General features: G+C 61.2%; 20 protein-coding genes. 8 read left to right on the top strand and 12 right to left on the bottom strand.

Annotation, left to right across the window (positions count from 1 at the left end):
- Positions 1 to 8: 8 nt before the first annotated feature.
- Complete coding sequence (locus MESCI_RS31420) at positions 9 to 242, top strand: hypothetical protein (RefSeq protein WP_013525245.1); 234 nt, start codon at positions 9 to 11, stop codon at positions 240 to 242.
- A 525-nt stretch (positions 243 to 767) separates the two neighbouring features.
- The gene (locus MESCI_RS31425; RefSeq protein ID WP_013525246.1) at positions 768 to 1,052 is read left to right on the top strand and encodes a hypothetical protein; all 285 of its coding nucleotides are present in this window, start codon (positions 768 to 770) and stop codon (positions 1,050 to 1,052) included.
- Positions 1,053 to 1,146: 94 nt separating this feature from the next.
- Here the strand turns inward: MESCI_RS31425 and MESCI_RS31430 are convergent, their stop codons facing one another.
- Positions 1,147 to 1,437, bottom strand: coding sequence for a hypothetical protein (locus tag MESCI_RS31430; RefSeq protein ID WP_013525247.1), 291 nt, complete (start codon positions 1,435 to 1,437; stop codon positions 1,147 to 1,149).
- Between the two features lie 740 nt (positions 1,438 to 2,177).
- Between MESCI_RS31430 and MESCI_RS31435 the strand changes: the two genes are divergently transcribed.
- The 5 genes from MESCI_RS31435 to MESCI_RS31460 all read left to right on the top strand — a co-directional run bounded on the left by MESCI_RS31435 (position 2,178) and on the right by MESCI_RS31460 (position 8,887).
- Complete coding sequence (locus MESCI_RS31435) at positions 2,178 to 2,390, top strand: hypothetical protein (protein WP_013525248.1); 213 nt, start codon at positions 2,178 to 2,180, stop codon at positions 2,388 to 2,390.
- 32 nt (positions 2,391 to 2,422) lie between these two features.
- Entirely contained in the window at positions 2,423 to 2,722 is a 300-nt protein-coding gene (locus MESCI_RS32980) for a DUF488 domain-containing protein (protein WP_245265410.1), read from the top strand.
- A 201-nt stretch (positions 2,723 to 2,923) separates the two neighbouring features.
- A complete protein-coding gene (locus MESCI_RS31445) occupies positions 2,924 to 3,961 on the top strand; it encodes an alpha/beta fold hydrolase (protein ID WP_013525249.1) in 1,038 nt (345 codons plus the stop codon).
- Positions 3,962 to 4,001: 40 nt separating this feature from the next.
- On the top strand, positions 4,002 to 4,532 hold the full coding sequence (locus MESCI_RS31450; RefSeq protein ID WP_013525250.1) for a DUF1003 domain-containing protein: 531 nt from the start codon (positions 4,002 to 4,004) through the stop codon (positions 4,530 to 4,532).
- A gap of 965 nt (positions 4,533 to 5,497) precedes the next feature.
- Positions 5,498 to 8,887: a DEAD/DEAH box helicase gene (locus MESCI_RS31460; RefSeq protein WP_013525251.1), complete on the top strand. Its 3,390-nt coding sequence runs from the start codon at positions 5,498 to 5,500 to the stop codon at positions 8,885 to 8,887.
- Positions 8,888 to 8,963: 76 nt separating this feature from the next.
- Here MESCI_RS31460 and cyoD read toward each other — a convergent pair whose 3' ends face one another.
- From cyoD to MESCI_RS31515, 11 genes are all read right to left on the bottom strand, one after another.
- Positions 8,964 to 9,374: a cytochrome o ubiquinol oxidase subunit IV gene (cyoD, locus tag MESCI_RS31465; protein WP_013525252.1), complete on the bottom strand. Its 411-nt coding sequence runs from the start codon at positions 9,372 to 9,374 to the stop codon at positions 8,964 to 8,966.
- Positions 9,371 to 10,057 carry a cytochrome (ubi)quinol oxidase subunit III gene (locus tag MESCI_RS31470; protein WP_013525253.1) on the bottom strand — a complete coding sequence of 229 codons (687 nt, stop codon included), beginning with the start codon at positions 10,055 to 10,057 and terminating at the stop codon, positions 9,371 to 9,373. The genes cyoD and MESCI_RS31470 overlap by 4 nt, the downstream gene beginning before the upstream one ends.
- Complete coding sequence (gene cyoB, locus MESCI_RS31475) at positions 10,054 to 12,057, bottom strand: cytochrome o ubiquinol oxidase subunit I (protein ID WP_164920119.1); 2,004 nt, start codon at positions 12,055 to 12,057, stop codon at positions 10,054 to 10,056. The genes MESCI_RS31470 and cyoB overlap by 4 nt, the downstream gene beginning before the upstream one ends.
- Positions 12,058 to 12,059: 2 nt before the next feature.
- Positions 12,060 to 13,082, bottom strand: a complete 1,023-nt coding sequence (gene cyoA, locus MESCI_RS31480; RefSeq protein ID WP_013525255.1) for a ubiquinol oxidase subunit II — start codon at positions 13,080 to 13,082, stop codon at positions 12,060 to 12,062.
- 520 nt (positions 13,083 to 13,602) lie between these two features.
- Complete coding sequence (locus MESCI_RS31485) at positions 13,603 to 14,472, bottom strand: MBL fold metallo-hydrolase (protein ID WP_013525257.1); 870 nt, start codon at positions 14,470 to 14,472, stop codon at positions 13,603 to 13,605.
- Positions 14,473 to 15,081: 609 nt separating this feature from the next.
- Complete coding sequence (locus MESCI_RS31490) at positions 15,082 to 16,068, bottom strand: ABC transporter permease (protein ID WP_013525258.1); 987 nt, start codon at positions 16,066 to 16,068, stop codon at positions 15,082 to 15,084.
- A 2-nt stretch (positions 16,069 to 16,070) separates the two neighbouring features.
- The gene (locus tag MESCI_RS31495; protein ID WP_013525259.1) at positions 16,071 to 17,075 is read right to left on the bottom strand and encodes an ABC transporter permease; all 1,005 of its coding nucleotides are present in this window, start codon (positions 17,073 to 17,075) and stop codon (positions 16,071 to 16,073) included.
- A complete protein-coding gene (locus MESCI_RS31500; RefSeq protein ID WP_013525260.1) occupies positions 17,072 to 18,619 on the bottom strand; it encodes a sugar ABC transporter ATP-binding protein in 1,548 nt (515 codons plus the stop codon). Before MESCI_RS31500 ends, MESCI_RS31495 begins: the two co-directional genes overlap by 4 nt.
- A gap of 59 nt (positions 18,620 to 18,678) precedes the next feature.
- On the bottom strand, positions 18,679 to 19,659 hold the full coding sequence (locus tag MESCI_RS31505) for an ABC transporter substrate-binding protein (protein WP_013525261.1): 981 nt from the start codon (positions 19,657 to 19,659) through the stop codon (positions 18,679 to 18,681).
- Between the two features lie 100 nt (positions 19,660 to 19,759).
- The gene (locus MESCI_RS31510; protein ID WP_013525262.1) at positions 19,760 to 21,379 is read right to left on the bottom strand and encodes a GMC family oxidoreductase; all 1,620 of its coding nucleotides are present in this window, start codon (positions 21,377 to 21,379) and stop codon (positions 19,760 to 19,762) included.
- Positions 21,376 to 22,332: an FCD domain-containing protein gene (locus MESCI_RS31515; protein ID WP_245265409.1), complete on the bottom strand. Its 957-nt coding sequence runs from the start codon at positions 22,330 to 22,332 to the stop codon at positions 21,376 to 21,378. Before MESCI_RS31515 ends, MESCI_RS31510 begins: the two co-directional genes overlap by 4 nt.
- Here MESCI_RS31515 and MESCI_RS31520 point away from each other — a divergent pair.
- Positions 22,331 to 23,434, top strand: coding sequence for a mandelate racemase/muconate lactonizing enzyme family protein (locus MESCI_RS31520; RefSeq protein ID WP_013525264.1), 1,104 nt, complete (start codon positions 22,331 to 22,333; stop codon positions 23,432 to 23,434). The genes MESCI_RS31515 and MESCI_RS31520 overlap by 2 nt on opposite strands.
- The last annotated feature ends 101 nt before the right edge of the window (positions 23,435 to 23,535 follow it).

Raw genomic sequence — 23,535 nt, forward strand, 5'->3', positions numbered from 1 at the left:
GTGTCGCAATGGCTAGGTCAAAACCCTCAAAGCAGTTATCACAGGCTGAAATCGAGCGCTTCCTGGTGGCAGCGGAAGCGCTGCACCTAAGCATCATCAAGCCGTTCATATCACCACATTGCGACCACTACAGGCAGACGCGCGTCCTGCACGAGGTGCTATTGAAGGCCGTGCGGGACGTCACCGGGAAAGAGGTCGAGTTCATCCGGTGGAACACCACTGGACCGGTGCTGCCCCCCTAAGGCTGGGTAAGCGCCTGGCTGCCGGGGATCGATCAGGCCGAACCCGCAGAACTGACAATGCCAGCGATGCGGATAGCGACGGCATCAAGTCCGCCGTCGTAAATTCTCGTGAGGACGTGTTCCGCAGCTTCAGCCCGTTGGGCAGTGCAACCGCGAACGTCGCCACCGCCCAACCTTGCCGGCCTGTTGGCGACGCAATCCCAAACTCCCCACAATCCGTCGCGCTCAATATGACAATAGAATCTGTGCTTGTGATTTTCCATGCAAGGTAAACTCCCCGCATCCCCATTGGGGTCCGATCTATCCAGGAAGGTGGTTAATGGGCCCGCGTTCGCCGATCGCACTTTAGGCTGGCCGCAGTGGTCCGTCGCCGCACGATGGACTGCTCACTGCACCGGCCACGACATCAGCGCGGTCAGACGGCTGCCGATGCGGAATCGGCGAGATGCGGGAACAGAGTTCAGACGCCGACGTTTTTTCCCCAGGTCACGCGATTTTGCGCGTGTAGAACTAACGGAGGTAAAAATGAGCATCAAAATGCTTACGATGGGCGCGATGGCGCTCGCAGTGATGACGGGCTCAGCGCTGGCTGGCAGCAGCACCACTTCCGCGCTCGATGATCCTGCAAAGATGTCACCTTTCTTCACGGATGCCGGCATGAAAACCTTGAGGTCGGAAGCGGATTTCAAGACCGCATGGATGTCCATGAAACCGGATGAACAAAAGGCGGTGCTGAAAGACTGCGGCGACACCACGCTCAACAAGTCGCACGCTGATTTCTGTGCCATGGCCAAGAAGATGGGCGGCTGAGAATAACCGCTCTAGGCATTGTTCCCGAAACGTATTTGGCCCGTCCTTAGGGACGGGCCTTTTTCTGCGGGCCATTCCCTTGCGAGCCATGTTGCTAAGCGCTCCCGTCGGTCTCGCTTTCCTCGTCAATCATCCGGACTGGTAGATAAGCATTCGTTTCCAGCCACTCACGCAAGACGATCTGAATGAGCTCCGACCGGCCGATTTTCATTTCAGCGGCAATGGAGTTCAGTGCGTCCTGTGTTGCTGGCTCTAGCGGGAGGCCGGCGACGTTCCGGAGCATCAACGCAGCGCGCCGAAGCATGATCTGAAGATCCCCTCGCGACATGTCGGCGATGCTATCGGCGGCGTTCTCCAGTTCTTTGGCGAAGGATGATAGGGGCATGGCTCTCATCCTAAAGACAACAGCGGAATAATACACAGCAATTCAATTGAACAACGGGTGTATCGGGGAACGCGGCAAAATTATCCTGGTTGGATTGGCAGCAGGGATCACGGTTCACCTGGGCGGGCATCAATGGATGAAAGGACATGAGATGCACCTTGCTGAGCTTACCAAGTATGCGGTCCAGGGACAGCGTCATTCACAGCGTATGCAGAGAACCGGCATCGGCAACGGCGGCTGGCCACTGTGGACCGAGGCGGAGACAGAAATATGCCGCTCGCTCTATCCAGACTACAAGGCCATGCGCAAGGCGTTGCCACATCGCACCCAAGCCGCCCTGGCGACACGATGCCAGACACTAGACATAGCTAAGAGGCGCCGTATCTGGACGGCAAGAAGTGATGCATTGTTTCGGAGACTCGATCGGACAGCAAGTGCGTCAGAGCTTTGCGCCGCGTTTCCTGACCACAGCCTCAAGAAATTATGCTGCCGAGGCAGCGCCCTGGGTCTTTCCCGCCCTAAAGTTCGCTACAAGCCTACTGGTTTGCTTTACTCGACGAACTTCGATCGAAATGTTCGCGACGAAACGTAACCATGGCCGAACTTGACGAATTTGCGAGGTCAAAGCGCTACTTCCGTCACAAAAACTGGAGGGGCGCCCGAGGCTTTGTCGACTACAATGCCATTGTGCGCGGAATACGAGAACTCGGCGGTACAGTCCACATCGAATGGAGCGAGCAATGAGCGCCTTCTTCCGGTGCCGGGTCGAGGCGACGATCGAGCACATGATAGCCCTTCTGGATGAGATGGATGGTGATCCGAACATGCAGGCGGAACCTGTCGAAGAACAGCATGACCGCGAAGCCGTCGACCTCAACTCTGTCATTGAACGCGTAACTGCGAGGGTTATCCACAGGTCGCCAAGATTGGTAAAACGCTCCGAGCTTCGTTAAGGTCTCGTTAACACTCTGAGAGCATCGTTTGCGTGGGTTCTGAACCCCTAATCGCCTACGAAGCCCGCTGCCTAACCCCAAGCCCCCCGCCCAGGCAGCGGGCTTACTTTTCCAAAGAGAGCCACGTTAGCAGACAGCACTCACCGGCGGAGCCGTTCGCCAAAGGCTTGGCGGAACTGCGAGAGCTTAGCAGCCGGCATCGCTGCCCAATCATGTGCGCGGAAGCCGTCTGCTGGCGGTGCCACCGCCGCATTATTTCCGACTACCTGCTGGAGAAGGCGAACGCGTCATGCATACTCTTGGGGCCGGTCATGCTGAGGAGGCCAGCCTGACGCCAGGCGCTGTGTGCGCGATGATGGAACGATCGTTTATCCCGGAGAGCATCTCCTCGGGACGCAAGCATGGATCATTGCAAGATCGCGGCCATGGCGATCGCCAGACGTTGAAAAGCCTTCCGCGCCAGGCACAGGGTCTGGCGGAACAAGCTGTGACCTCGAAGGTTGGGTCACGCAGACAGCTTCTGAGGCACGCGCATGGCGTTGGACAGAGACGGGGCGAAACTAGCGGCCGGATTGTCCGTCGCTGCATTAGCGGCACTAGCGGGATACAACGCCATCCGCGCCAAACGTGCGATCGCCAGCCTGACATGCGGACGTATGATGGCAATTGATGGTCTGCGCCTGCATTTTATCGAAGCCGGAACCGGCATGCCGCTGCTTCTCCTGCATGGATCCATGGCGGAGGATTTCAAGTCGAGCGGCGTCTTCGATGAGGCGGCAAAGACCTACCGGGTGCTCGCATTTGACCGTCCCGGCTTTGGGCGAAGCTCACGTTCGCGCACCCGGCGCTGGTCCGCTTGCGACCAAGCCGACCTCATACATGCCGCCGCCGGCAGATTGGGTATTAAGAAATATCTCGTGCTTGGACATTCCTGGGGAGCCTGGATCGCCCTCGAGTTGGCGCGCAGGCATCCTTCATCGGTCGCTGGCATTGTGCTTGTCTCAGGCTATTACTATCCGCCACCGCGGCTGGATCTTGCACTGGCCGCACTCCCGGCATTGCCGGTGATCGGAACGGGGTTTCGCCACACCTTGTTGCCGCTGCTTGTGAGGCTTGCCTGGCCTTGGGCAATGGAAAAGATATTTCGACCCGCTATGATCGCCAGCGACTTCGCCGCATCCGCCAAGGATGCCGCCAGCCGCCCTTCCCAACTGGGGGCGGTTTGTTCGGAGTCAGCATCTATGCTGGCCGCGGCCCTGTCGGAGAAGGCCAGCTATAAGGACATTTCCGTACCGACCGGCATCCTGGCGGGATCTGGAGACCGGTTGTTCGATGCGGAACGGAATGCACGGCGCCTGCATGGCGAAGTTGGTGGGTCTCTCCTCGAGGTGATTCCGGGCGCTGGCCATATGGTTCATCAGAGCGCCCCGCAGGCAGTAGTCGGTATGGTGCACACGATTTCAGCACGGCACGCCCTTTCCCAATCGAACCGTCGGCAGCGACGTAAGCTGCGTGCCGACGAGTTCAAGCCAGGTCCGGCTCCGCAAATGTTCCAGGCGGGCGACAAGTGACGCCGCTTGCACCAGATCGTCGTTCAAACGAGCTTTCCAAATGAGCGACCAACGTCCAGCCAACATGCATTCGGTGCTCCACCAGAACATAGAGGCACTGGTCGAGCACAGGCGACAACAGGAGGAGCACCAAAGCGTTCAGGTGCGGATTGCCGGCGCTATTTCGCGCTTCGCGGGGAGCATGACTTTCGTCTATCTGCATCTCGCAATCCTCGTGGCCTGGATCCTTGCAAACCTAGGCGCGATGCCAGCCATCCCAGCTTGGGACCCAACTTTCGTGATCCTGGCCATGGTCGCTTCCGTCGAGGCAATCTTCCTGTCTACCTTCGTGCTGATCAATCAGAACAGAATGGCCGAACACAGCGAGCGCCGAGCGGAACTGGATTTGCAGATCAGCCTCCTTAACGAACATGAAACCACGCGGCTGATCGAGATGGTGGCTGCCTTGGCGGTGCGTCTGAATGTCTCCACCCCGGCCGACAAAGAGCTGCGGCAACTGGCAGAGAATGTCGATCCCCGAAAGGTGATGACCCAAATCCAGCAGGCTTCTGAAGATCAGCAGGAAGCTTGATCAAAGCGACCGCGCCGGCAAGCCGCCGCAGCGTACCAACCCAACACGAGCTTACAGCGAGAAACCATTCGCGCGGCTGCTGTAGGCCTGCAATCGTCCTCATCGTCTGGCACTTGGCTGTCGAAGCACCAAGCCCGTCTTGGCGTTGTCCAAGGCGACCTCAGGACGTCAATCGATCGCGGCAGCGTATCAGCGGCGATAGCGAGGTACACTGGGGAGCCGAAGGTGTTCCCAACAGCATAATATGATCACCAAGCCCTTCTTTCTGCCGCAGATCATAACGGCCGTACCTCAACTCTTAAATGCTCAGCAAGGTCCAGAAACTCACATCCAGGATTCGGATCTTGGCCCGAGCTGCTGACTGGATCGCACGCCGGCAAGTCTTACATGCCGTATCCTGCGCCGTGCTTCTGGCTCTTGGCCAATTATTTTCGCCTCACCAAAACTCCCGGAACATTCTGTCCATCCTGCGTTGGGCCGCGCCGGACAATCCCTCTTGCACAATCGCCTGTTGCCCGGCATCGGAAGCTGGATCCCCACAGCTTCAGCCCGCCTCGGCTCCCCACCCGAGGCGGGCGGCGCGGAGTTGATGCAAGCATAGAGACGCCTTCACCCCATCAGAGCTGGCCGTACTGAGCCGCGTTTTGGCGCGCAGCAACCCCAAAAAACGAGACCGAAACCAAGAGAGAACGGAGTGCATCGCGCATCCTGGCTTACTACCAAGCTGGGATAACGGACGAGGACGAACTCGAACAGCTTTCTCGACAATCCCTCGCGTGGTTATCGACATTTCGGCAATTCAGCATGTGCACATACTAACTCCGGCGGACGGGCCACCGCGCGGCATGGCCCGACGCACAGAGCGTTCTGCCGGCGTCGAGCGTGATTCACAGCCGCCAGTTCTTAGGGCAGCTAGGAAGCAATGCATCAACGCCGCACCGGCTGCCCCGTCCTGGAACACTTTAATGCGCGCCGCCAGGAACGGGGTCGCTGTGCTGACGTTCTTCTGGGGACAAGGTGAGATTTCAGTGAACAGGCATATTTCGCGGACGGATGTCGAACAAATCGATCACACGGATGACAGCGGGTTTACGATAGAGCACGGCGTCCCGCCATCTTCAGCTATCGCGGCAGCGCTGGCCGGTGGGCTGGAGGCCAGCCGGCACAAGCACATTATCCATATAACTGCCTCGGAACGCAGCGCCGACGAGATCGTCGGGGCTTTGCGTCAGTTCCTGCCGCACGCGGAGATCATCTTGCTGCCGTCCTGGGATTGCCTGCCTTACGACAGGGTGTGGCCCACACGCGCCAATATGGGGCGGAGGCTTCGTGCGTTGTGTCACATGGCAACGAAGCCCGATCGTGCGCGCATCGCTGTAATGTCGATCGAAGCCAGTCTGCAGCGGGTGCCGCCCGCCCAGGTCATTGCTGGCGGTTTCGCAATTCTGGAGGTGGGACAAAAGTTCGACCGGGATGATTTCAGAACAAGGTCCGAAGCTTTTGGCTATGTCGTCGACGAGAGGGTCGACGAACCGGGTGAAATAGCTTTTCGGGGCGATCTCATGGACATCTTCCCCGCTGGCGCGGAGGACCCCGTTCGCGTCGTCCTTGGCCCAGACAGCTGCATTCGAGAGCTCAAAACCTACGATCCGATCAGTCAGCTCAGCGACCAGGTTCGAGACTCGATTGCTGTCGGACCGGCATCCGAGCTGATGTTTAAAGCTGGTGATCATCCTGAGCTGACAGCGATGCGCGCGACGTCGATGGAAGAGCGCCTGGTCGCATTATTTGGCGCGATGCCATCTGTCTTCGACAGTGCGTCGAGCGCCTCGATCTCCTTCCTTGAAGGGATCGACGGGCAGCCGCTCGACAAAATTCTGGACCTGATCGAGGATGCACGCCGTGCCAGGCAGGAGGCTGCCGGGCGCGAGAAACCTTTGCCGGAACAATTTTACCTGTCGCGTGAAGAGTGGGATGCTTCCATGTGCAACCGCTCCACGAGACTTGCCGTTTCTGCCGAGCGAGTTCCCAAATTCTTTCGCCAGGCCCGGCCCGGGTACGAAATCGCTGAATTCGTGACAAGGCAGACAAGCGCCGGGGCCAGGGTGGTGTTGACCGGCGATGCCTCTGAACTGCAGCGAGCAGATCGCCTGCTCAATAGAAAGCTAGGCCGGCGGGCTGAGGAAGCGGTCGACTTACCGCAAATACTTTCCGCCGCGAGAGGCTCTCTTCTCAAGGCTGGCTTCGTCCTCGATGAAGGGTTTGTCGACGCGCAATCCGGTATCGCGATGGTCGCCGCAGCCGACCTGTTTGGCCCTGCGTTGAAGGCGGATGCCGGCATGGCCGCAAGCATACTCGAACCCGAGTTGCGCATCGGCGACGTCGTCGTCCATGAAGACCATGGCCTGGGCGTGCTCGCGGCGGTCGAACAGGTCGACTTGGCTGGTCAGCACCAGGATGTTGTCAGGCTGGAATATCATGGCGGGGCTTCCTTGCTGGTTCCGGTCGACGACTTTGGGAAAATATGGCGCTACGGCTCGGAACCGGAGGCAGTGTCGCTCGATCGCCTCAACGGCGAGGGCTGGCCCAAGCGACGCGAGGCTGCGTTGCGCGAGATCGACAGGCTGGCCAAGCGCCTGGTGGGCCTTGCCGAGATGAGGTCCAGCCAGCCCGCCGAGATCATCAAGCCCTCCCGCGCGGACTTGGCCCGTTTTGCGGCGAAATTTCCCTATACCGAGACTCCTGACCAGGCCGCCGCCATCCGCGCTGTGCTCGACGACCTTTCCTCGGGGAGAACAATGAACCGGCTCGTCTGCGGTGATGTTGGCTTCGGCAAGACAGAGGTGGCTTTGCGTGCTTGCGCCGCCGCCGCCCTCTGCGGGAAACAGGTTGCGGTCATAGCGCCGACAACCGTGTTGGCACGACAGCACTATGAGACGTTCAGCCGCCGTTTCGCAGGAACGGGCCTGCAGGTCGCCCACCTGTCAAGGATGGTCGGGGCAGCAAAGGCAAAAGCGGCAAAGGAGGGCCTGCGGAGCGGCCAGGTTACGATCGTCGTGGGTACTCAGGCCTTGGCGTCCAGGAGCGTCACTTTCGCCAATCTTGGACTGCTGGTGATTGACGAGGAGCACCGGTTCGGCGTCAAGTTGAAGCTGGCCCTGCGGAACATGGCGCCCTGCCTTCACACGCTGAGCATGAGCGCCACCCCGATACCGCGGACGCTGCAATCGGCGCTGTCGGGCATCCAGGATGTCAGCGTTCTAAACTCTCCGCCCGCCAAAAGACGTCCCGTCCGCACGATCCTGGCAGCGTTCGATCCAGCATCGGTGCGCGCGGCCCTCTTGCGTGAATTTCACAGGGGTGGACAGAGTTTCTTCGTGGTTCCTCGCATCGAGGACATTGGCCCGGTCTCTGACCAGCTGAACAGGCTGGTGCCGGAACTCGGCGTCATGACGGCGCACGGTGAAATGAAAGGGAGGCAGCTGGACGAAGTCATGGTCGGATTCGCTGACGGTGATGGCGACATTTTGTTGAGCACCGACATCATCGAGAGTGGGCTCGATGTACCTCGAGCCAACACCATCATTGTCTGGCGCCCGGACCGGTTCGGTCTGGCGCAGTTGCACCAGCTACGGGGTCGGGTCGGTAGAGGAGCGATGCAAGCGGCTGCGTTTCTTCTGACGGAACCTGGCGTTGAGCTGGCCGACGGCACCAGGGCCCGGCTTTCGACAATGCTTGCGCTCGATCGGCTTGGCTCCGGCCTGGCAATCAGTCAAAGGGACCTCGACCTGCGCGGCGCCGGCGATCTCTTCGGCGAAGATCAGGCTGGGCATATGAAACTGATCGGAGTGGGCCTCTACGAGCACTTGCTGGAGCGGGCGGTCTCGGCGGCTGGAGAAGGGGCCGACCCCAACAGGCAACTTGCCAACATCAACGTGCCTGCAAAAGGGGCTTTTCCCGAAAGCTATGTAAACGAGCCTACTGTCCGTGTTGGCCTCTATGCGCGGCTCTCTCGTATTCGTTCTGACTTGGACCTTGATGCATTCAGCGAGGAGCTCGAGGACCGCTTTGGTGACATGCCTGGCGAAGTGACCGTTCTGCTGGAACTTACCAGGTTGCGGATAGCAGCGTCGGAACTGGGTGTCGGCAAAGTTGATGTTGGGCCCGAAGCCGTCGCGATCACCTTGCGCAACAAGCCTCTGGCGTCACGCTGGCGGGACAGGAAGGTGTTGGGCCTGGAGTACCGAAACGGCCGCGTGATTTTCAGGCGGATCGAGCCCCGCGTCTCAGGCATCGATGCCGTTCGCTTGGCGCTAGATGCCATACGTGCAGTTCAGCCAAAGCACGAGGTCTGACGAGCCTTTTATCTCCACCCCGGCGGTACAATGTACCAGCTTCATATCACCTCAGCCAAGACTAGCAGGGCGAGGTTTAAGGCATCGTTCCGGCTTGATGGGCCGTCATGGCGGCCATGTTCTCGTTCAGGTGGGCCATGATCCAAACCGAGCCCAGGACCACCAGCGCAACGATCAGCACGCCGAAGGCCAAGGCCAGGATGTTGTTGGTGTTGTCCGGCCCGGTGGTCAGGTGCAGAAAAAAGACTAGATGCACACCCATCTGCGCAACAGCGAGCACCACCAGGGCCGAAATCACCGCCGGCTGGTAAATCAGATCGGTTTGAGCCGCCAGGAATGACGCGATCGTGAGCAGGATGGCCAGGCCGTAGCCGATCACATAGCCCAACAGCCCTCCAGCCACTTCGTGCTCGGTTATACGTTCCTCGCCCGGTGCGGAATCGCGGCGGTCCTGCATCTCGCCGGGCCTGCTCTCGGTGTCGGTCATGGCGATGCTCCCAACAGATAGACCAGGGTGAAGATGGCGACCCAGATGATGTCGAGTGCGTGCCAGAAAAGCCCGAAGCAGTGGAGCCGCCGCAAAATATCCGACCGAAAACCCTTGACCCATAGCTGCGCCATCATTGTGCCCAGCCAGAGCAGCCCCAGCCCGACATGGGTGCCGTGGCAGCCAACGAGCGCAAAGAAGGCTGATAGAAATGCGCTGCGCGAAGGCCCCGCCTGCTCGCCGATCATCGCCGCGAATTCCTGTACCTCCAGAAACAGGAAGGCTGCCCCGAGCAATCCGGTGACGAGCAGCCAGGCCTGCGTGGCAGCCATCGATCTGCGATGGGTCGCGAGTGTCGCCAGGCCACCGGTGAAGCTCGACGTGAGCAGAAGGCCCGTCTGCACCGCAACGCGGGTGGGCTCGAACAAATCCTTGCCGGTCGGTCCGCCGGCGGTCGCCTTGGCAAGCACGGCATACGCCGCGAAGAAGGCCGAGAATATGATGATGTCGGACAGCAGAAAGATCCAGAAGCCATATGCCACGGTGACGAATTTCGAGGCCGGGCCGCCTTCACCGTGGCCGGTCGCGGAGCGCACGCCGTGTCGGCCGCCCTGACCAAGCCGATAGGGGTCTCGGGCCTGGGTGCCCGCGCTGAAGTCGCCGGGTAGCGCGTGATCGCTCATGCCGGCCGCTCCCAGCGCCGCAGCCGGGCTGACTGTGCGGCCTTGTGGTCATCGTCGATGCGCGCGACCTCTTCGGCGGGAATCTCATAATCCCCATGATCGCGCCAGGCGAAGACGACGAAGGTCGCGTAGGCGCCGATGAAGCCGACGATCGCCAGCCACCATATGTGCCAGATCAGCGCGAACCCGATCAGCGTGCTGAAGAAGGCGGTGACGAAGCCTGTCGGGCTGTTGCGCGGCATCTCGATAGGCTCGTATCCTTCCTCCGCACCGGGCCTCTTCTCCTCCCTTGCCCGTTGCTTGATGCGCCAGTAGGGCTCTTCATCCTCGACGTAAGGCAGCCGCGCGTAGTTGAAAACGGGGGGAGGGGAAGACGTCGACCATTCCAGTGAACGCCCGTCCCATGGGTCGCCTGTCTCATCGCGAAGCTTGTCGCGATGTCGGATCGAAACGGCGAGTTGCATGATCTGCAGTGCGGCGCCGGCGATCATCACCAGCACGCCGAACACGGCCACCACCAGCCATGGCGCCCAAAGATCCATGTCGATATGCTGCAGGCGCCGCGTCATGCCGAGCAGACCGACGATATAGAGCGGCACGAAGACCAGCATGTAGCCGGCCAAGGTGACCCAGAATGCGGCCTTGCCCCAGCCTTCGTGCAAGCGGAATCCGAACGCCTTGGGAAACCAGTAGGTGAAGCCGGCGAACGCGCCGAACAGCACGCCCGAAATGATGACGTTGTGGAAATGCGCGACGAGGAAAAGGGAGTTGTGCAGCACGAAGTCGGCCGGTGGAACGGCAAGCAGAACGCCGGTCATGCCGCCGACGGTGAAGGTGGTCACGAAGCCCAGCGCCCAAAGCATCGGCGTGTCGAAGCGGATGCGCCCGCCATACATGGTGAAGAGCCAGTTGTAGATCTTCACCCCGGTGCCGACGGCGATGACCGACGTGGCGATGCCGAAGGCGGCGTTGACGTCTGCTCCGGCGCCCATGGTGAAGAAATGATGCAGCCAGACCATGAACGAGACGATGCAGATGAACATCGTGGCCGCGACCATCGAACGGTATCCGAACAGCGGCTTTGACGAGAATGTCGAGAAGACCTCGGAGAAGATGCCGAAGGCGGGAAGCACCAGAATGTAGACCTCGGGATGGCCCCAGGCCCAGATCAGGTTGACGAACATCATCTGATTTCCGCCGGCTTCGTTGGTGAAGAAATGGAAGCCGAGATAGCGGTCCAGCGTCAGCATCGCCAGCGTGGCGGTGAGGATCGGGAAGGCTGCGACGATGAGCAGGTTGGACGCGAGCGAGGTCCAGCAGAACATCGGCATTCGCAGGTAGCCCATACCAGGCGCACGCATCTTTAGGATGGTCGTCACCAGGTTGACGCCGGTAAGCAGCGTGCCGACGCCGGAGATCTGGATCGACCACAGATAGTAATCGACACCGACGCCCGGCGAGTAGGTGGTCTCCGACAAGGGGGCATAGGGCAGCCAGCCGGTGCGCGCGAACTCACCGATGACAAGCGAGATGTTGACCAGCAGGGCTCCGGAAGCCGTCAGCCAGAAGCTGACGGAATTGAGTGTCGGAAAGGCTACATCGCGTATGCCAAGCTGCAGCGGTACGGCGAAATTCATCAGGCCGATCATGAAAGGCATCGCCGCGAAGAAGATCATAATCGTGCCGTGCGCGGAAAAGATCTGGTCGTAATGCTCCGGCGGCAGGTAGCCCGGCCCGTGGATCGCCAGCACCTGTTGCGTGCGCATCATGATGGCATCGATGAAGCCACGCAGAAGCATGAGCATCGCCAGCACAATGTACATCACGCCGATGCGCTTGTGGTCGACCGAGCTTATCCACTCGTTCCACAGATAGGGCCAGTAGCCCTTCACCGTTATCCATCCAAGCACGGCGACCCCTGCCAGAAAGACGCCGAGAGCCGCGACGAGCGGGATGGGTTGATCGAAGGGAATGGCCGACGAGTCGAGCTTGCCCAGCATCGTCATTCCGCCCCTTCTGCCTGTGGATGATGCCCCGTCGGCGGCGCCGCCGCGGGCAATGCCTTTGGGCTCACCTGTGGCTCGCCGCCGGCGGCACTTTCGGCCGGCCCCGGACCCGGGGGCAATATCTGCTGAGCGACGGCATCGAACAGCCCGGGCTGAACATGACCGAACGTGGACGGCGGCACGTTGGTGCTTTGCCGGGCGAGCTCGCGGTAGGCATTCGCGTTGAGCACGCCGCCCCCGCCACGCAGCGACGACGTCCAGCGGGTGAAGGCATCGGCTGAAACCGCGCTCACGCTGAAGTTCATGTCCGAGAAGCCGTCGCCGCTGAAGTGCGCCGACTGGCCGAAAAAGCTGCCCTCGCGGTCGGCCTGCAGATGCAACTCGGTCTGCATGCCGTTCATGACGTAGACCATGCTGCCAAGCTGGGGCACGAAGAACGTGTTCATCACGCTGGCCGAGGTCAGCTTGAAATGAACTGGAACGCCGGCGGGGATAACCAATTGATTGACAGCGCCCACGCCCTGCTCGGGATAGAGGAACAGCCATTTCCAGTCGAGCGCCACCACCTGGATGTCGAGCGGCGGCTGCGCGGAAGGGATCGGTTTGCGCGGATCGAGCTGGTGCGATCCGTAATAGATCAGCCCGCCCAGGAAAAGGATGGTGAGCGTGGGGATCGACCAGACGATCAACTCGATGCGCCCCGAATAGGTGAACTCCGGGTCATAGCGCGCGTCGCTGTTCGAGGCGCGGAATTTCCATGCGAAGGCCAAGAGCGCAACAAGCGTCGGAACAACGATCACCAGCATCACCGCCAGTGAGTTCAAGAGGATCGTGCGGTTGCCCGAGCCAATGGGTCCTTGCGGGTCGAGCACACCCCCCGCGCAACCGGGCAAGAATGCGATTGCCGGGATCCAGAGCAGTTGCCGCCCCGGCTTGGAGCTGGATCGCAACAACACTTGCTCGGCCACCAATCCTGGAGAGGACGCGTTCTTGGGGCACGCGCTCTTGGCACTTCTCATCTGAAGCCTTTCTCTGAACCAACTTCAAGGCGCGTGGCCGGGGTGCCGCCCTCCGCCGGACGAAGGACCTAACTGGCGCTTCCCAGGTTTGTTCCTCCTCGCTGGCTCGTGCACAAACTCCAATTCGGCGGCACGGCGATGGAGCACAGCTAAGTCGATCACCCCATCAAGCTGGTGGAGCCGGGACCGCTCCACGGTTTTGGCCCATGAGCGAATCGACGCCAGTCATGGCTCGTGACGACCGGTGGGGGCCCGAACTTCTTGCCGATCGCCGCGCCGGCGGAGAGGACACGTCCTTCGGGGTGCTCGTTTTCCATCTGACGTCTGCTCCTGACGCGGGATTTTTTCGGGGCTGGCCGCAAGTCGCCCAAGCGTGCGACGCCTAACTGGCGCCTCCCGGGATTGTTCCGCTTGTCAGTGTTTGGGCGACATGGGCGCGACCCGAGGGGGGAACTCTACCTGCTCGAGAGATGGAGTTGTCCAACGTGACCATATTCACAACGACGGCGGCTCGGTTACCTCAGCTATTTGCAGCCGTCGCTGGCTCGCGTACGAATTTTGATTTCGGCGGGACGGCGAACACCGTGAAGCGCTCAGCCAGACTGTCAAGAGCTTTACGCATGCCCACTCCAGCGGCAGCCGCACCGTGTCCAGTGATGACCATCTGAGGGTTCAGGGCAGCCAGACGCTTCACAGATCTTTCCGCCGCATCCCAGTCCGGCGTGAAGTAGCGCGGCGGACCGTGCATCTCGAGATCCTGGACGGCGACCTCATAGACGGACTCCTGACCGGTGGTGATGAAAGCGTCCCCTACGATCAGCGAGCGGTCTTCCTCGCGCCAGAGCGAAATGTGACCAGGGGCGTGCCCGGGTGTGTGCAGCCATTGCCATCCGGGCATTCCGGGGACCGATCCGTCGGCGGGCAAGAGTTCCAATCGGTTGCCAAGATCGATCGGCCCGCGCGGAAAGAGCGGCGAAAGCAGCGCCATCAGTCCGCCCCCGACCCAGGGATCCGGTGGCGGATAAGATTCAGTTCCGTCCAAATAGGGCCACTCGAGTCGATGCGCGAAGACGGGCACCTCCCACCTATTCGCGAGGTCCAGAACCGTTCCCACATGGTCAAAATGGCCGTGTGTCAGGATAACCGCGGCAGGCCGTGCGTTGGTGCCAAACCGCTTTTCCGCGACCGCAAGAATACTGCTTCTCGACGTCGGCAACCCCGTATCTATTAGCACCCAGTTCCGATCTCCGCTGCGCGGTGCGCCGAAGAACACGACATTGACGATTGCCAGCCGCAAATAACCCAGGTCCGGTGCGATGCTCCAGGCACCGTCGCCATGATCTTCGCGCCTGGCGTGGTCGATCTCGGAAAGTCGAATCTGAACGGTCATGATCCCGTGCCTCGGTTGTTGCTGCGCAGCCGCTCGAGTTCATCGGCGGCGGTGGAACATCGCCCCGAACTTGGGCACGGCCCCCTTGTTCCTTCCTTGATCCTCGTTCGCCACCCGGATCGCAGACAGTCCACCACCGGAACAAAGGCTCGGCCAATCGGTTTGACAGAAGCCGCTCACGCAAGGGCGCTGGACTGAGCAACGAAGATCGGGCGCGCCCGATCGGATGCGGTATTTCGCCAACACGGTTTCGGGTCCGAACAAGGCGGCCGAGTTCGAAGCCGACTGTCCAAAAACGGCTTCCAATGAGCGAAGTGGGACGCAAGGACCAGCAACAGATGCTTCGGTCCGGAAGCTTCGCGCTTCGTCAGCTTTTCAATGGCAGGTTTTGAGTGAGTTGTTCGCATGGTCCGGTCCCTGAAGGCACAAGGCTGCTAAGTGGGTGGCGCGTATCGCGGACTGCAATGGCTATAAATGCGCATTTTCGGACCCTCGCATGTGGGCTCCTCACCATGCCTCTGGGACTTGCATTTTGGGGATTATCCGCGAGGTTTCTTCGGCAAACGGACAGATGCAACGACGGCAATTAGCGTTGCACTTTAGCGGCGCTCATGGGCCACTTGTCGTCGCGGGCCAGCTTCCGCGCCGTCCGGTCAGCCGCGCCTGGAGCAGCACCACGACCAGCAGGAAGAGCCCCCGGATGACGGACTGCCAGTAGGCCGAGAGGGAGATCCAACCCAACCCGTTTTCAAAGTTCAGGATGTTGAAAAGGATGCCGAGCAGGAGCACACCGGCCAGCGTGGTCATGACTGAGCCCGAGCCGCCGGTAAGCAGCGTCCCGCCCACGACCACGGCAGCGATGGCAGACAACTCCCAGCCGACGCCCTCGATTGGCTGGCCTGCGCCGAACTGCGAAGCGAGAACGACGCCCGCGAGCCCGGCCAGGCAACCGCTTGCGACATAGACGAGAAATTTGATGCGGTCCGTGCGCAGCCCCATCAGCCGCGATGCATCTTCGCCGCCCCCGATGGCCAGCACCGTCCGTCCCGTGCTGGTGTAATTCAGGACGACCGATCCGACCACATACGCAACCAGGGCGATGACCGCCGGGATCGGGAAGATCCAGAAGTTTCCTTGGCCGATGGCGGTGAAACCTGAATCATAGGACACCGAAACGGACTGGTTGCCAGCCAGAAGCAACGCCGAGCCGCTTGCGGCCAGCATGGTGGCAAGCGTGGCGATGAATGGCATCAGGTTTGCGCGCGTAACCAAGAGCGCGTTGATCAGCCCGGCTGCCAAGCCGGCGCCCACGCCAGCTGCAACACCAGCTGCTATGCCGTGGGGGCTCGCCAGCGCGGAAGCGACGCTGCCCAAGGCGGCGACGGAGCCGACCGACAGGTCGATGCCCCCGGTCATGATCACGAAGCACATGCCGAGCGCGACGAGCGCGAACATCGAGTTGTAGCGCAGAACGCTCATCACATTGAAGAAGCCCAGGAAACGTTCGTAGCGCAAGAATCCGAACAGCACCAAGGCTGCAAGCGCGACAACGACACCGTAGGTGCCGACTATGCCAATCAGTCGGGCGCTGTTCATAACTACACTCTGTGTTGCTGCTGCAGCCAGACGGCGAATGCGATGATAGCGGCCTTGACCACGAGCGCAGCGGCATCGGGCACACCATTGGCGAGCAGCGTGTAACGGACCAACTGAATGGTCAGCGCGCCGAGCAGGGTGCCGATAATCGTCGCCTTGCCGCCGCTGAGCAGCGTACCGCCCACTGCGACAGCCGCGATGGCGTCCAATTCCATGCCCAGCCCGACAAGATTTGCGTCACTGGAGGAGTTGATCGCGATGACGACGAGACCGGCCAGCCCCGCGCAAAGGCCGCTGATCGCATAGACCGCGAGCTTGATCCTCGCTACGGCGATGCCAGCGAGTTCCGAGGCCTTTTCGTTGCCCCCGACGGCCAGGATGCTTCGCCCGAATACCGTGCGGTGAAGAGCCCACGCCGCCGCTGCAACCAGCACGGCCATGATGATGACCTGTGCCGGAATGCCGAGTGGGCGGGCCAGGCCGATCCATTGGAATTGCGGCACGCGGAAGGTCTGCAGATTGCCGTTGGTCATGACCTGCGCGATCCCGCGCCCCGCGATGAACAGCACAAGCGTTGCGACGATCGGCTGGATGCGGAAGCGGGAGACGAGCCACCCGTTGAACAGTCCCAACAGGCCGGCAACGAAGATCGAGACGACCATCGCCACGACGACCGCCAGGTAGGTGTTCCCGACCGGGAAGATCTTGCCCATGAAGATCATTGGCGCCAGTGCGCCGGAGATAGCCATCAGCGAACCAACCGACAGGTCGATGCCGCCGGTGGCGATCACCAGCGTCATTCCCACCGCGACGATCACAATGGTGCAGACCTGGGTCAGATTGACGTTGAGCGTCTGCAGCGTCGCAAAATTGCGAGTATAGCCGAGATTGAAGGCGATCAGCAGCATCAGCGCGATCACCGTTCCGTAGCGCGCCAGAAAGCCGAACAGATTGAAACCGCGGGCGCCGGCGTCGTTGGCAGGGGATGGTGTGGCCAGATCGCTCAAGCTGCCGCCTCCACCGGCGAACCGCCATGCGCCATCGCCGCGAGTACGTCCTCCACGTTGGCCGCCTGGCCTTCCAGTTCGGCCACGCTCACCCCTTCGCGCAGCACGAATATGCGATCCGCCCCTTCCATTACCTCCTCGATTTCCGAGGAGATCATCAGGACGCCGAGCCCATCGTCGGCAAGCTTCAGAATGAGGCGCTGGATCTCGCCTTTAGCCCCGACATCGATGCCGCGTGTCGGCTCGTCGAGGATGAGCAGCTTCGGGTTCATCGCCAGCCACCGGGCCAGCAGCACCTTTTGCTGGTTGCCGCCTGAGAGTTCGCGGACCTTCTGGTTGGGACCGGAGCATTTGATGCCGAGGTCGCGAATGAAGCGCGCGACGATCTCGCGCTGCCGGTCTTCGTTCAGGATGCCGTTGCGACTGATCTTCGGCAGCAGTGCCAGCGTTATGTTTTCCGCCACCGTCATCTCCGGCACGATGCCTTCGGCTTTGCGGTCTTCTGTGCAGAACCCCATTCCGGCGGCGATTGCGTCGGCGGCTCGCTCAGGATGGTAGGATGCCCTTTCCATCGTCATCTCGCCGGCCTTCAGGCGGTCGGCGCCGAATACAAGGCGAGCTGTTTCGGTGCGGCCGGCGCCGAGCAAGCCGGCAAAGCTGGCAATCTCCCCGCGGCGCACATCGAAGGTCACATTGCGAACCGACTGGCCGGCCGACAGCCCTTGCGCGGTAAACAGCACATCGCCTATCCTCGAACGATCGCGCGCGCCGAACGCAGTCGCGTGGCCGTCGACCACCGCGACATCGCGGCCAAGCATGGCCGCGACCAGTTCCAGTTTGCCGATGTCGCTCATCGCAGCGCTGCGCACCGTGTGGCCATCGCGCATGATCGTGACCCGGTCGCATACCTCGTAGAGCTCGTCGAGCTTGTGGCTGACGAATAGAACCGAGACGCCTTCGGCCTTGAGCTGCCGGACGACGCTGAACAAAACTGAGACTTCACGCTCGTCCAGCGAGGAGGTCGGCTCATCCATGATCACGAGGCGGGCGGAAAAGCCGATGGCGCGGGCAATCGCCACCATCTGCTGCGTGGCGGTATTGAAGTCGCCGAGCGGGCGGCGCACATCAATGCGGATCGAGAACCGGCTGAGCAGGCGCTCGGCTTCAGCATGCATCGCGCTCCAGTCGAGCAGTCCCCGACGGCGTTTCTCGCGTCCGAGGCAGATGTTCTCGGTTACAGAGCGGAGCGGGACGAGATTGATTTCCTGGTAGATGGTACTGATGCCGCTGACCTGCGCCTCATGCGGAGACCCGACCTCGAACGGCCTCTGCTCGAACAGCACCTGACCCCCATCCCGACGGTGGTAACCGGTGAGCACCTTGATAAGGGTCGACTTGCCCCCACCATTCTGGCCGATGAGTGCGTGGACCTCGCCCGGAAGGACCTGGAGTGAGGCACCGGCCAAGGCAGGGATACCGGCAAAACGCTTCTGGATGTCACGCATGTCCAGGAGCAGCGCTGCTTGATCCGGCTGAGTGATCATCGGCAAACTCCAAACCCTACCCGCCGGAGCGGGTAGGGCAGCTGGAAACAGGGTGGATATCAGAATGCAATATCGAAGTCCTTCTTCGCATTCGTCGGGTCGAAGAAGGCATCCTCGTTCTTAATAAAGGGCGGGATCTTTTTGCCGGCGGCATAATCGGCCATCGTGGCGAAGGCCTTCGGCCCGAACAGCGGGCTGCAGGCGCAGATGGCGCCGATCTTGCCGTCGATGATCGCCTGTACGCCTTCCTTCTCGCCGTCGATCGACAAGATCAGCACATCCTTGCCTGGGGTCTTGCCGGCGGCTTCCAAAGCGGCGATTGCACCCAGCGCCATCTCGTCATTGTGCGCGTAGATGATATCCGCATCGGGGTGCGCCTGAAGCAGCGTCTCGGCAACCTGCCGGCCCTTGTCGCGGGCGAAGTCGCCGGACTGAGACGCCAGGATAGTGAACTCCGAATGCTTGGCGATGAAATCGTCGAAGCCCTTCTTGCGATCGGTGGCCGCCGAGGCGCCGGTCGTGCCTTCCAGTTCGATGATCTTCGACTTGCCATTGGCGTTCTTGACCAGCCATTCGCCGATACGGGTCGCCTCCTCGATGAAATCCGACCCGATGAAGCAGACGTAATCCTCGCCCGGTTTGGCCATCGTGTGGTCAACGTCGCGGTCGACCAGGAACACCGGTATGCCGGCATCGCGCGCCGCCAGGATAACCGGCACCAGGGGCTTGTCCTCGCGCGGCGGCAGGAAGATGGCGTCGACGCCCTGCGCGATCATCGAGTTCACATCGGAAGCCTGCTTGGCCGACGATCCGGCGGCATCCGTGTAAACCAGTTGATGGCCGAGCTTGGCGGCTTCGTCCCGCATGCTCTTGGTCTCGGCAAGGCGCCACGGATTGTTGCTTTCCGTCTGGGCGAAACCGACCTTGTACTTGTCCTTCTTGGCGAGTGGCGGCAGCGCCGCAAAGGCGCGTGAGCCGAGCATCAGCGCGACCGCGCCGGCGGCGGAGCCTACCAGTAGTTTTCGACGGGTAATGATCATGCTCTTTCCTCCTTGATTGTCGCTTTCTGCGACCATGGACTTCCTCATCATTCGGCCCTGAAGGCTGCGGCGACGCCGCTGTTTGCAATTGGATGGGGCGCTATGCCGCCTCCAGGATGAAATCGGCGCATCGATCGCCCAGCATCATCGCCGGCGCGGCCGTGTTGCCGGCATTGATGTTCGGACAGGCCGACATGTCGGCAACCCGCAGATTGTCCACCCCGCGCACGCGCATCGCCGCGTCCAGCACCGCCATCCGGTCGCTGTCCGAGCCCATTCGGCACGTGCCGGCCGGATGGTAGTTGGTCTTGACGAAGCGTTTGCAATGTTTTGCCAGCGCCTCATCGCTGAGATCATCCTGACTTGGCACGGCAATGGCCTTGACCCGATCGCCGAGCGGCTTGGTCTGGAACGCCTGCAGGAAATAACGCTGACCCGAGATCATCTCCCGCATGTCGTCTGGATGCTTGAGCAGATTGGGCGAAACGACCGGCATGTCCTTCGGGTCCGCCGACCGCAGCCTCACAAAACCACGCGACTTAGGCTTCACCACAACCGTCGTGACGGTAAGCCCATAGGTGTTCTCGACGAGGGTGAGGATATCGCGATCCAGATAGACGTGCGGAACGCAGAAGGCCTGGATCGTTGGTTCACCGTGCGGATCGGCCGGGTTGACGAAGGCGCCGGCCTCGACTCCGGCCGAGAGGATCGTGCCGGTGCCGAAGAGCTTGAAATGGAGGCCATTCCTGATCATCCGCCAGCCTTGGCCTTGCCTGAAATAACCGTAAGGGCCGTTTGCCGTGGCGATGATCGGGACCTCCGGATGGTCGACCAGATTTTCGCCGACCCCTGGCAGGTCGGCGGCGCAAGCAATGCCATACCTGGCAAGCGCGTCGGCAGGGCCGATGCCCGACAGCATGAGCAGTTTCGGCGAGATGAGGGCGCCGGACGAGACAATCACGTCGGCATCCGCATAACTGGTACGCTCGGCGCCCGATGCGTCGGAGTAAACGACGCCCGTGACCCGCCCGTTTTCGATCAGCAGCCGACTGACAGTGCAATTGAGTTTCAGCGTCAGCTTAGGATCATTCGTCAGAGGCTCGATGAAAGCGTAGGCGGCGCTGCTTCGCTTTCCGCGCCGGTTCATGAACTGGTAGAAGCCGACGCCGCGCTGCGACGGGCCGTTGAAATCATGGTTGTACGGGAGTCCCAGTCCTTGGACCGCCTGGACGAACCATCGCGAAACATCATCGATGTGGCCGGGATCCGAGACCAGCAGCGGACCTTCGCTGCCATGCAGTTCGCCGCCGAGCCGATTGTTTCCCTCCATCCCGGTGAAGTGCGGCAGCACCGCCTGCCAGTTCCAGCGTACGCCGGCATTGTTGCCGCGCAGCATCTCGTCCCACTCGTCGTAATCAGCCGAGCGGCCTCTCATATAGACCTGGGCGTTGACCGAGGTGCCGCCACCCAGCACGTTGCCTTGCGAGATTTCATGGACGCGGCCGTCTAGGTGGGCTTGCGGCTCTGTGCGGTGATAGCGCATGAATTTCGAGCCGTTGATCATCTTGAAGATGCCGGGAGGCATGTCGAGCAGGGGGTGATGGTGGGAATGGCCGGCCTCCAGCAACAGGGTTCGCCTCCCTGCTTTGACCAGCCTTGCCGCCGCGACGCATCCGGCTGCCCCGCCGCCCACCACGATATGGTCAAAGGACTGCGTCATGCCTCAGGCGCCTCACGGCTTTCGAATGTACCGCGCACATACTCCCAGGCCGCCGAAAGGTGGTTGAGCAGCGCCCGCTCGGCGCCATCGGGATCGCGCTCGATGATGGCCATGCAGATTTCCCGGTGGCTGAGGAAATTCACGCGGTTCCGTTCGGGCGATCGGGGCATGCGCATCCACTGCGGCGAAAGCCACGCGGTGAATGCCTTGTGCACCACAGGCAGCACCGGGTTTCGGGCGATATCGTAAAGCGCGGCATGAAAAGCCACGTCGGTTGCGTAGAAATTCTGCGAGTCCGGAATAGCCGCCTCGTTCATGGCCAGGGCGGCCCCGAGTGCTGCGATGTCTTCCTTGCGGGCATGGATGGCCGCGTTGCGTGCCAGGGACGCCTCGAGGAAGACGCGCACGTCATAGAGGTTCTTCACGCCTGCCTGGTCGCTCAGCAGATGGCCGACAATGCCCTCAAGCGCGCCGAGCGCGGCATCCAGGCCCGGCCTGCGCGCAACTGGCCTGAAGCGTGGACGGGCTTCCACCAAGCCGCGGCTGGCCAGGCGCGCAATCGCCTCACGCACAACGCCCCGGCCCACGCCATACGCGATCATAAGTTCGCGCTCGGCCGGCAGGTAGCTGCCGTCGCCAATCCGTCCGGACGTGATGTCGGCCTCGATTCCAGCCACCATCGCGTCGGCCGCCCGGGCGGCGAGAATTGCCGCGGGCATCTCAGGACGGTCTCCCAATTCCAGCAAGCTTTCATCCTCCCAGCGGTGACCCATTAAAAAGTAAATCGGACCAAAGCACAAGCGCGTTGACTGTTTTGTCGGACCAAATCGGAGGCCATGGTCCACCAGTTCTCTGGAAAGCCGCAGCTTATGTGGATGAAATGAGCAGAGTGGTTGCCAGTTGGCAAGCTTGGTGCAATTATGGTCCGACGAAAAGCTCGATGGAAGCAGCATGAACGGCACCGAGATCAAGGAGGTCGAGACCCGGCTATTCCGGGTCCCGCTGCGTGAGGTGATGACCGATGCCAAGCACGGCGCGCACACACATTTCGAGCTGGTGACCGTCACGTTGAGGCTTGCCGATGGCAGCGAGGGCACCGGATACACCTACACCGGCGGCAAGGGCGGCTATGCTATCAAGGCAATGATCGAGCACGACCTGGCGCCCTTCCTGCGGGGACGCGACGCGACCGGGATCGAGACGCTCTATGACGGCATGCTCTGGCACATCCACTATGTCGGACGAGGTGGCGTCGCATCCTTCGCGATATCGGCGGTCGACATTGCGTTGTGGGATATCAAGGGTCGGCGCAGTGGCCTGCCGCTGTGGCAGATGGCTGGTGCGGCAGGGAAGACCGCCAAGGCCTATCGGGGCGGCATCGACCTAAACTTAACCCTCGATCAGCTCCTGGCCAGCATCGATTCTTATATAAAGGCCGGCTTCACGGCGGTGAAGATCAAAGTCGGCAAGGACGACCTTGCGGAGGATGTGGCCCGGGTGAAGGCAGTCCGCGAGCGCATTGGGCCCGATACCATCTTTATGGTTGACGCCAACTATGCGCTGACCGTCCCGCGAGCGATCGAGGCAGCGAGAGCATTCGCGCCCTACGATCTGCTGTGGTTCGAGGAGCCCATCATACCCGACGATTATGAAGGTTACGCCAGCATTGCCAAGGCAACTGGGATGCCCCTGGCCATGGGAGAAAACCTGCATGTCATCGAGGAGTTCGAGCATGCCTTTGCATGGTCGAAGCTCGGCTACATCCAACCTGACGCCTCCAACTGCGGCGGTGTCACAGGCTGGCTGCGCGTGGCAGCGCTCTCACGCAGGGCTGGCATTCCGGTCTGCAGTCACGGAATGCAGGAACTTCATGTCAGCCTCGTTGCAGGCCAGACAAATGCCGGCTGGGTAGAGGCGCATAGTTTCGATATTGACCAATACACCGCTGAGCCGCTTAGACTTCAGAATGGTTTGGCGCTTGCACCCGACGGACCTGGCGTGGGCGTTGTCTTCGATTGGCAGAAACTGGCGGCGTTCACGACTAGCGCCCCCTGAATGAGCGCCAGTTCTGAACTTGATGAACGAGATGATGGTCCTGCGGGAGTGGAATCGGAATTGCGAACGGAGCAGTGCTGGGTCTCCAGGCGGTAATCACC

Source organism: Mesorhizobium ciceri biovar biserrulae WSM1271 (assembly GCF_000185905.1).
Lineage (GTDB): Bacteria > Pseudomonadota > Alphaproteobacteria > Rhizobiales > Rhizobiaceae > Mesorhizobium > Mesorhizobium ciceri.

What these genes read in the sequence shown, in the direction of transcription:
- MESCI_RS31420 (WP_013525245.1), top strand. Translation starts at nt 9, where the DNA reads ATGGCTAGGTCAAAACCCTCAAAGCAGTTATCACAGGCTGAAATCGAG.
- MESCI_RS31425 (WP_013525246.1), top strand. Translation starts at nt 768, where the DNA reads ATGAGCATCAAAATGCTTACGATGGGCGCGATGGCGCTCGCAGTGATG.
- MESCI_RS31430 (WP_013525247.1), bottom strand. Translation starts at nt 1,437, where the DNA reads ATGCCCCTATCATCCTTCGCCAAAGAACTGGAGAACGCCGCCGATAGC.
- MESCI_RS31435 (WP_013525248.1), top strand. Translation starts at nt 2,178, where the DNA reads ATGAGCGCCTTCTTCCGGTGCCGGGTCGAGGCGACGATCGAGCACATG.
- MESCI_RS31445 (WP_013525249.1), top strand. Translation starts at nt 2,924, where the DNA reads ATGGCGTTGGACAGAGACGGGGCGAAACTAGCGGCCGGATTGTCCGTC.
- MESCI_RS31450 (WP_013525250.1), top strand. Translation starts at nt 4,002, where the DNA reads ATGAGCGACCAACGTCCAGCCAACATGCATTCGGTGCTCCACCAGAAC.
- MESCI_RS31460 (WP_013525251.1), top strand. Translation starts at nt 5,498, where the DNA reads ATGCGCGCCGCCAGGAACGGGGTCGCTGTGCTGACGTTCTTCTGGGGA.
- cyoD (WP_013525252.1), bottom strand. Translation starts at nt 9,374, where the DNA reads ATGACCGACACCGAGAGCAGGCCCGGCGAGATGCAGGACCGCCGCGAT.
- MESCI_RS31470 (WP_013525253.1), bottom strand. Translation starts at nt 10,057, where the DNA reads ATGAGCGATCACGCGCTACCCGGCGACTTCAGCGCGGGCACCCAGGCC.
- cyoB (WP_164920119.1), bottom strand. Translation starts at nt 12,057, where the DNA reads ATGCTGGGCAAGCTCGACTCGTCGGCCATTCCCTTCGATCAACCCATC.
- cyoA (WP_013525255.1), bottom strand. Translation starts at nt 13,082, where the DNA reads ATGAGAAGTGCCAAGAGCGCGTGCCCCAAGAACGCGTCCTCTCCAGGA.
- MESCI_RS31485 (WP_013525257.1), bottom strand. Translation starts at nt 14,472, where the DNA reads ATGACCGTTCAGATTCGACTTTCCGAGATCGACCACGCCAGGCGCGAA.
- MESCI_RS31490 (WP_013525258.1), bottom strand. Translation starts at nt 16,068, where the DNA reads ATGAACAGCGCCCGACTGATTGGCATAGTCGGCACCTACGGTGTCGTT.
- MESCI_RS31500 (WP_013525260.1), bottom strand. Translation starts at nt 18,619, where the DNA reads ATGATCACTCAGCCGGATCAAGCAGCGCTGCTCCTGGACATGCGTGAC.
- MESCI_RS31505 (WP_013525261.1), bottom strand. Translation starts at nt 19,659, where the DNA reads ATGATCATTACCCGTCGAAAACTACTGGTAGGCTCCGCCGCCGGCGCG.
- MESCI_RS31510 (WP_013525262.1), bottom strand. Translation starts at nt 21,379, where the DNA reads ATGACGCAGTCCTTTGACCATATCGTGGTGGGCGGCGGGGCAGCCGGA.
- MESCI_RS31520 (WP_013525264.1), top strand. Translation starts at nt 22,331, where the DNA reads ATGAACGGCACCGAGATCAAGGAGGTCGAGACCCGGCTATTCCGGGTC.
- MESCI_RS31515 (WP_245265409.1), bottom strand. Translation starts at nt 22,332, where the DNA reads ATGCTGCTTCCATCGAGCTTTTCGTCGGACCATAATTGCACCAAGCTT.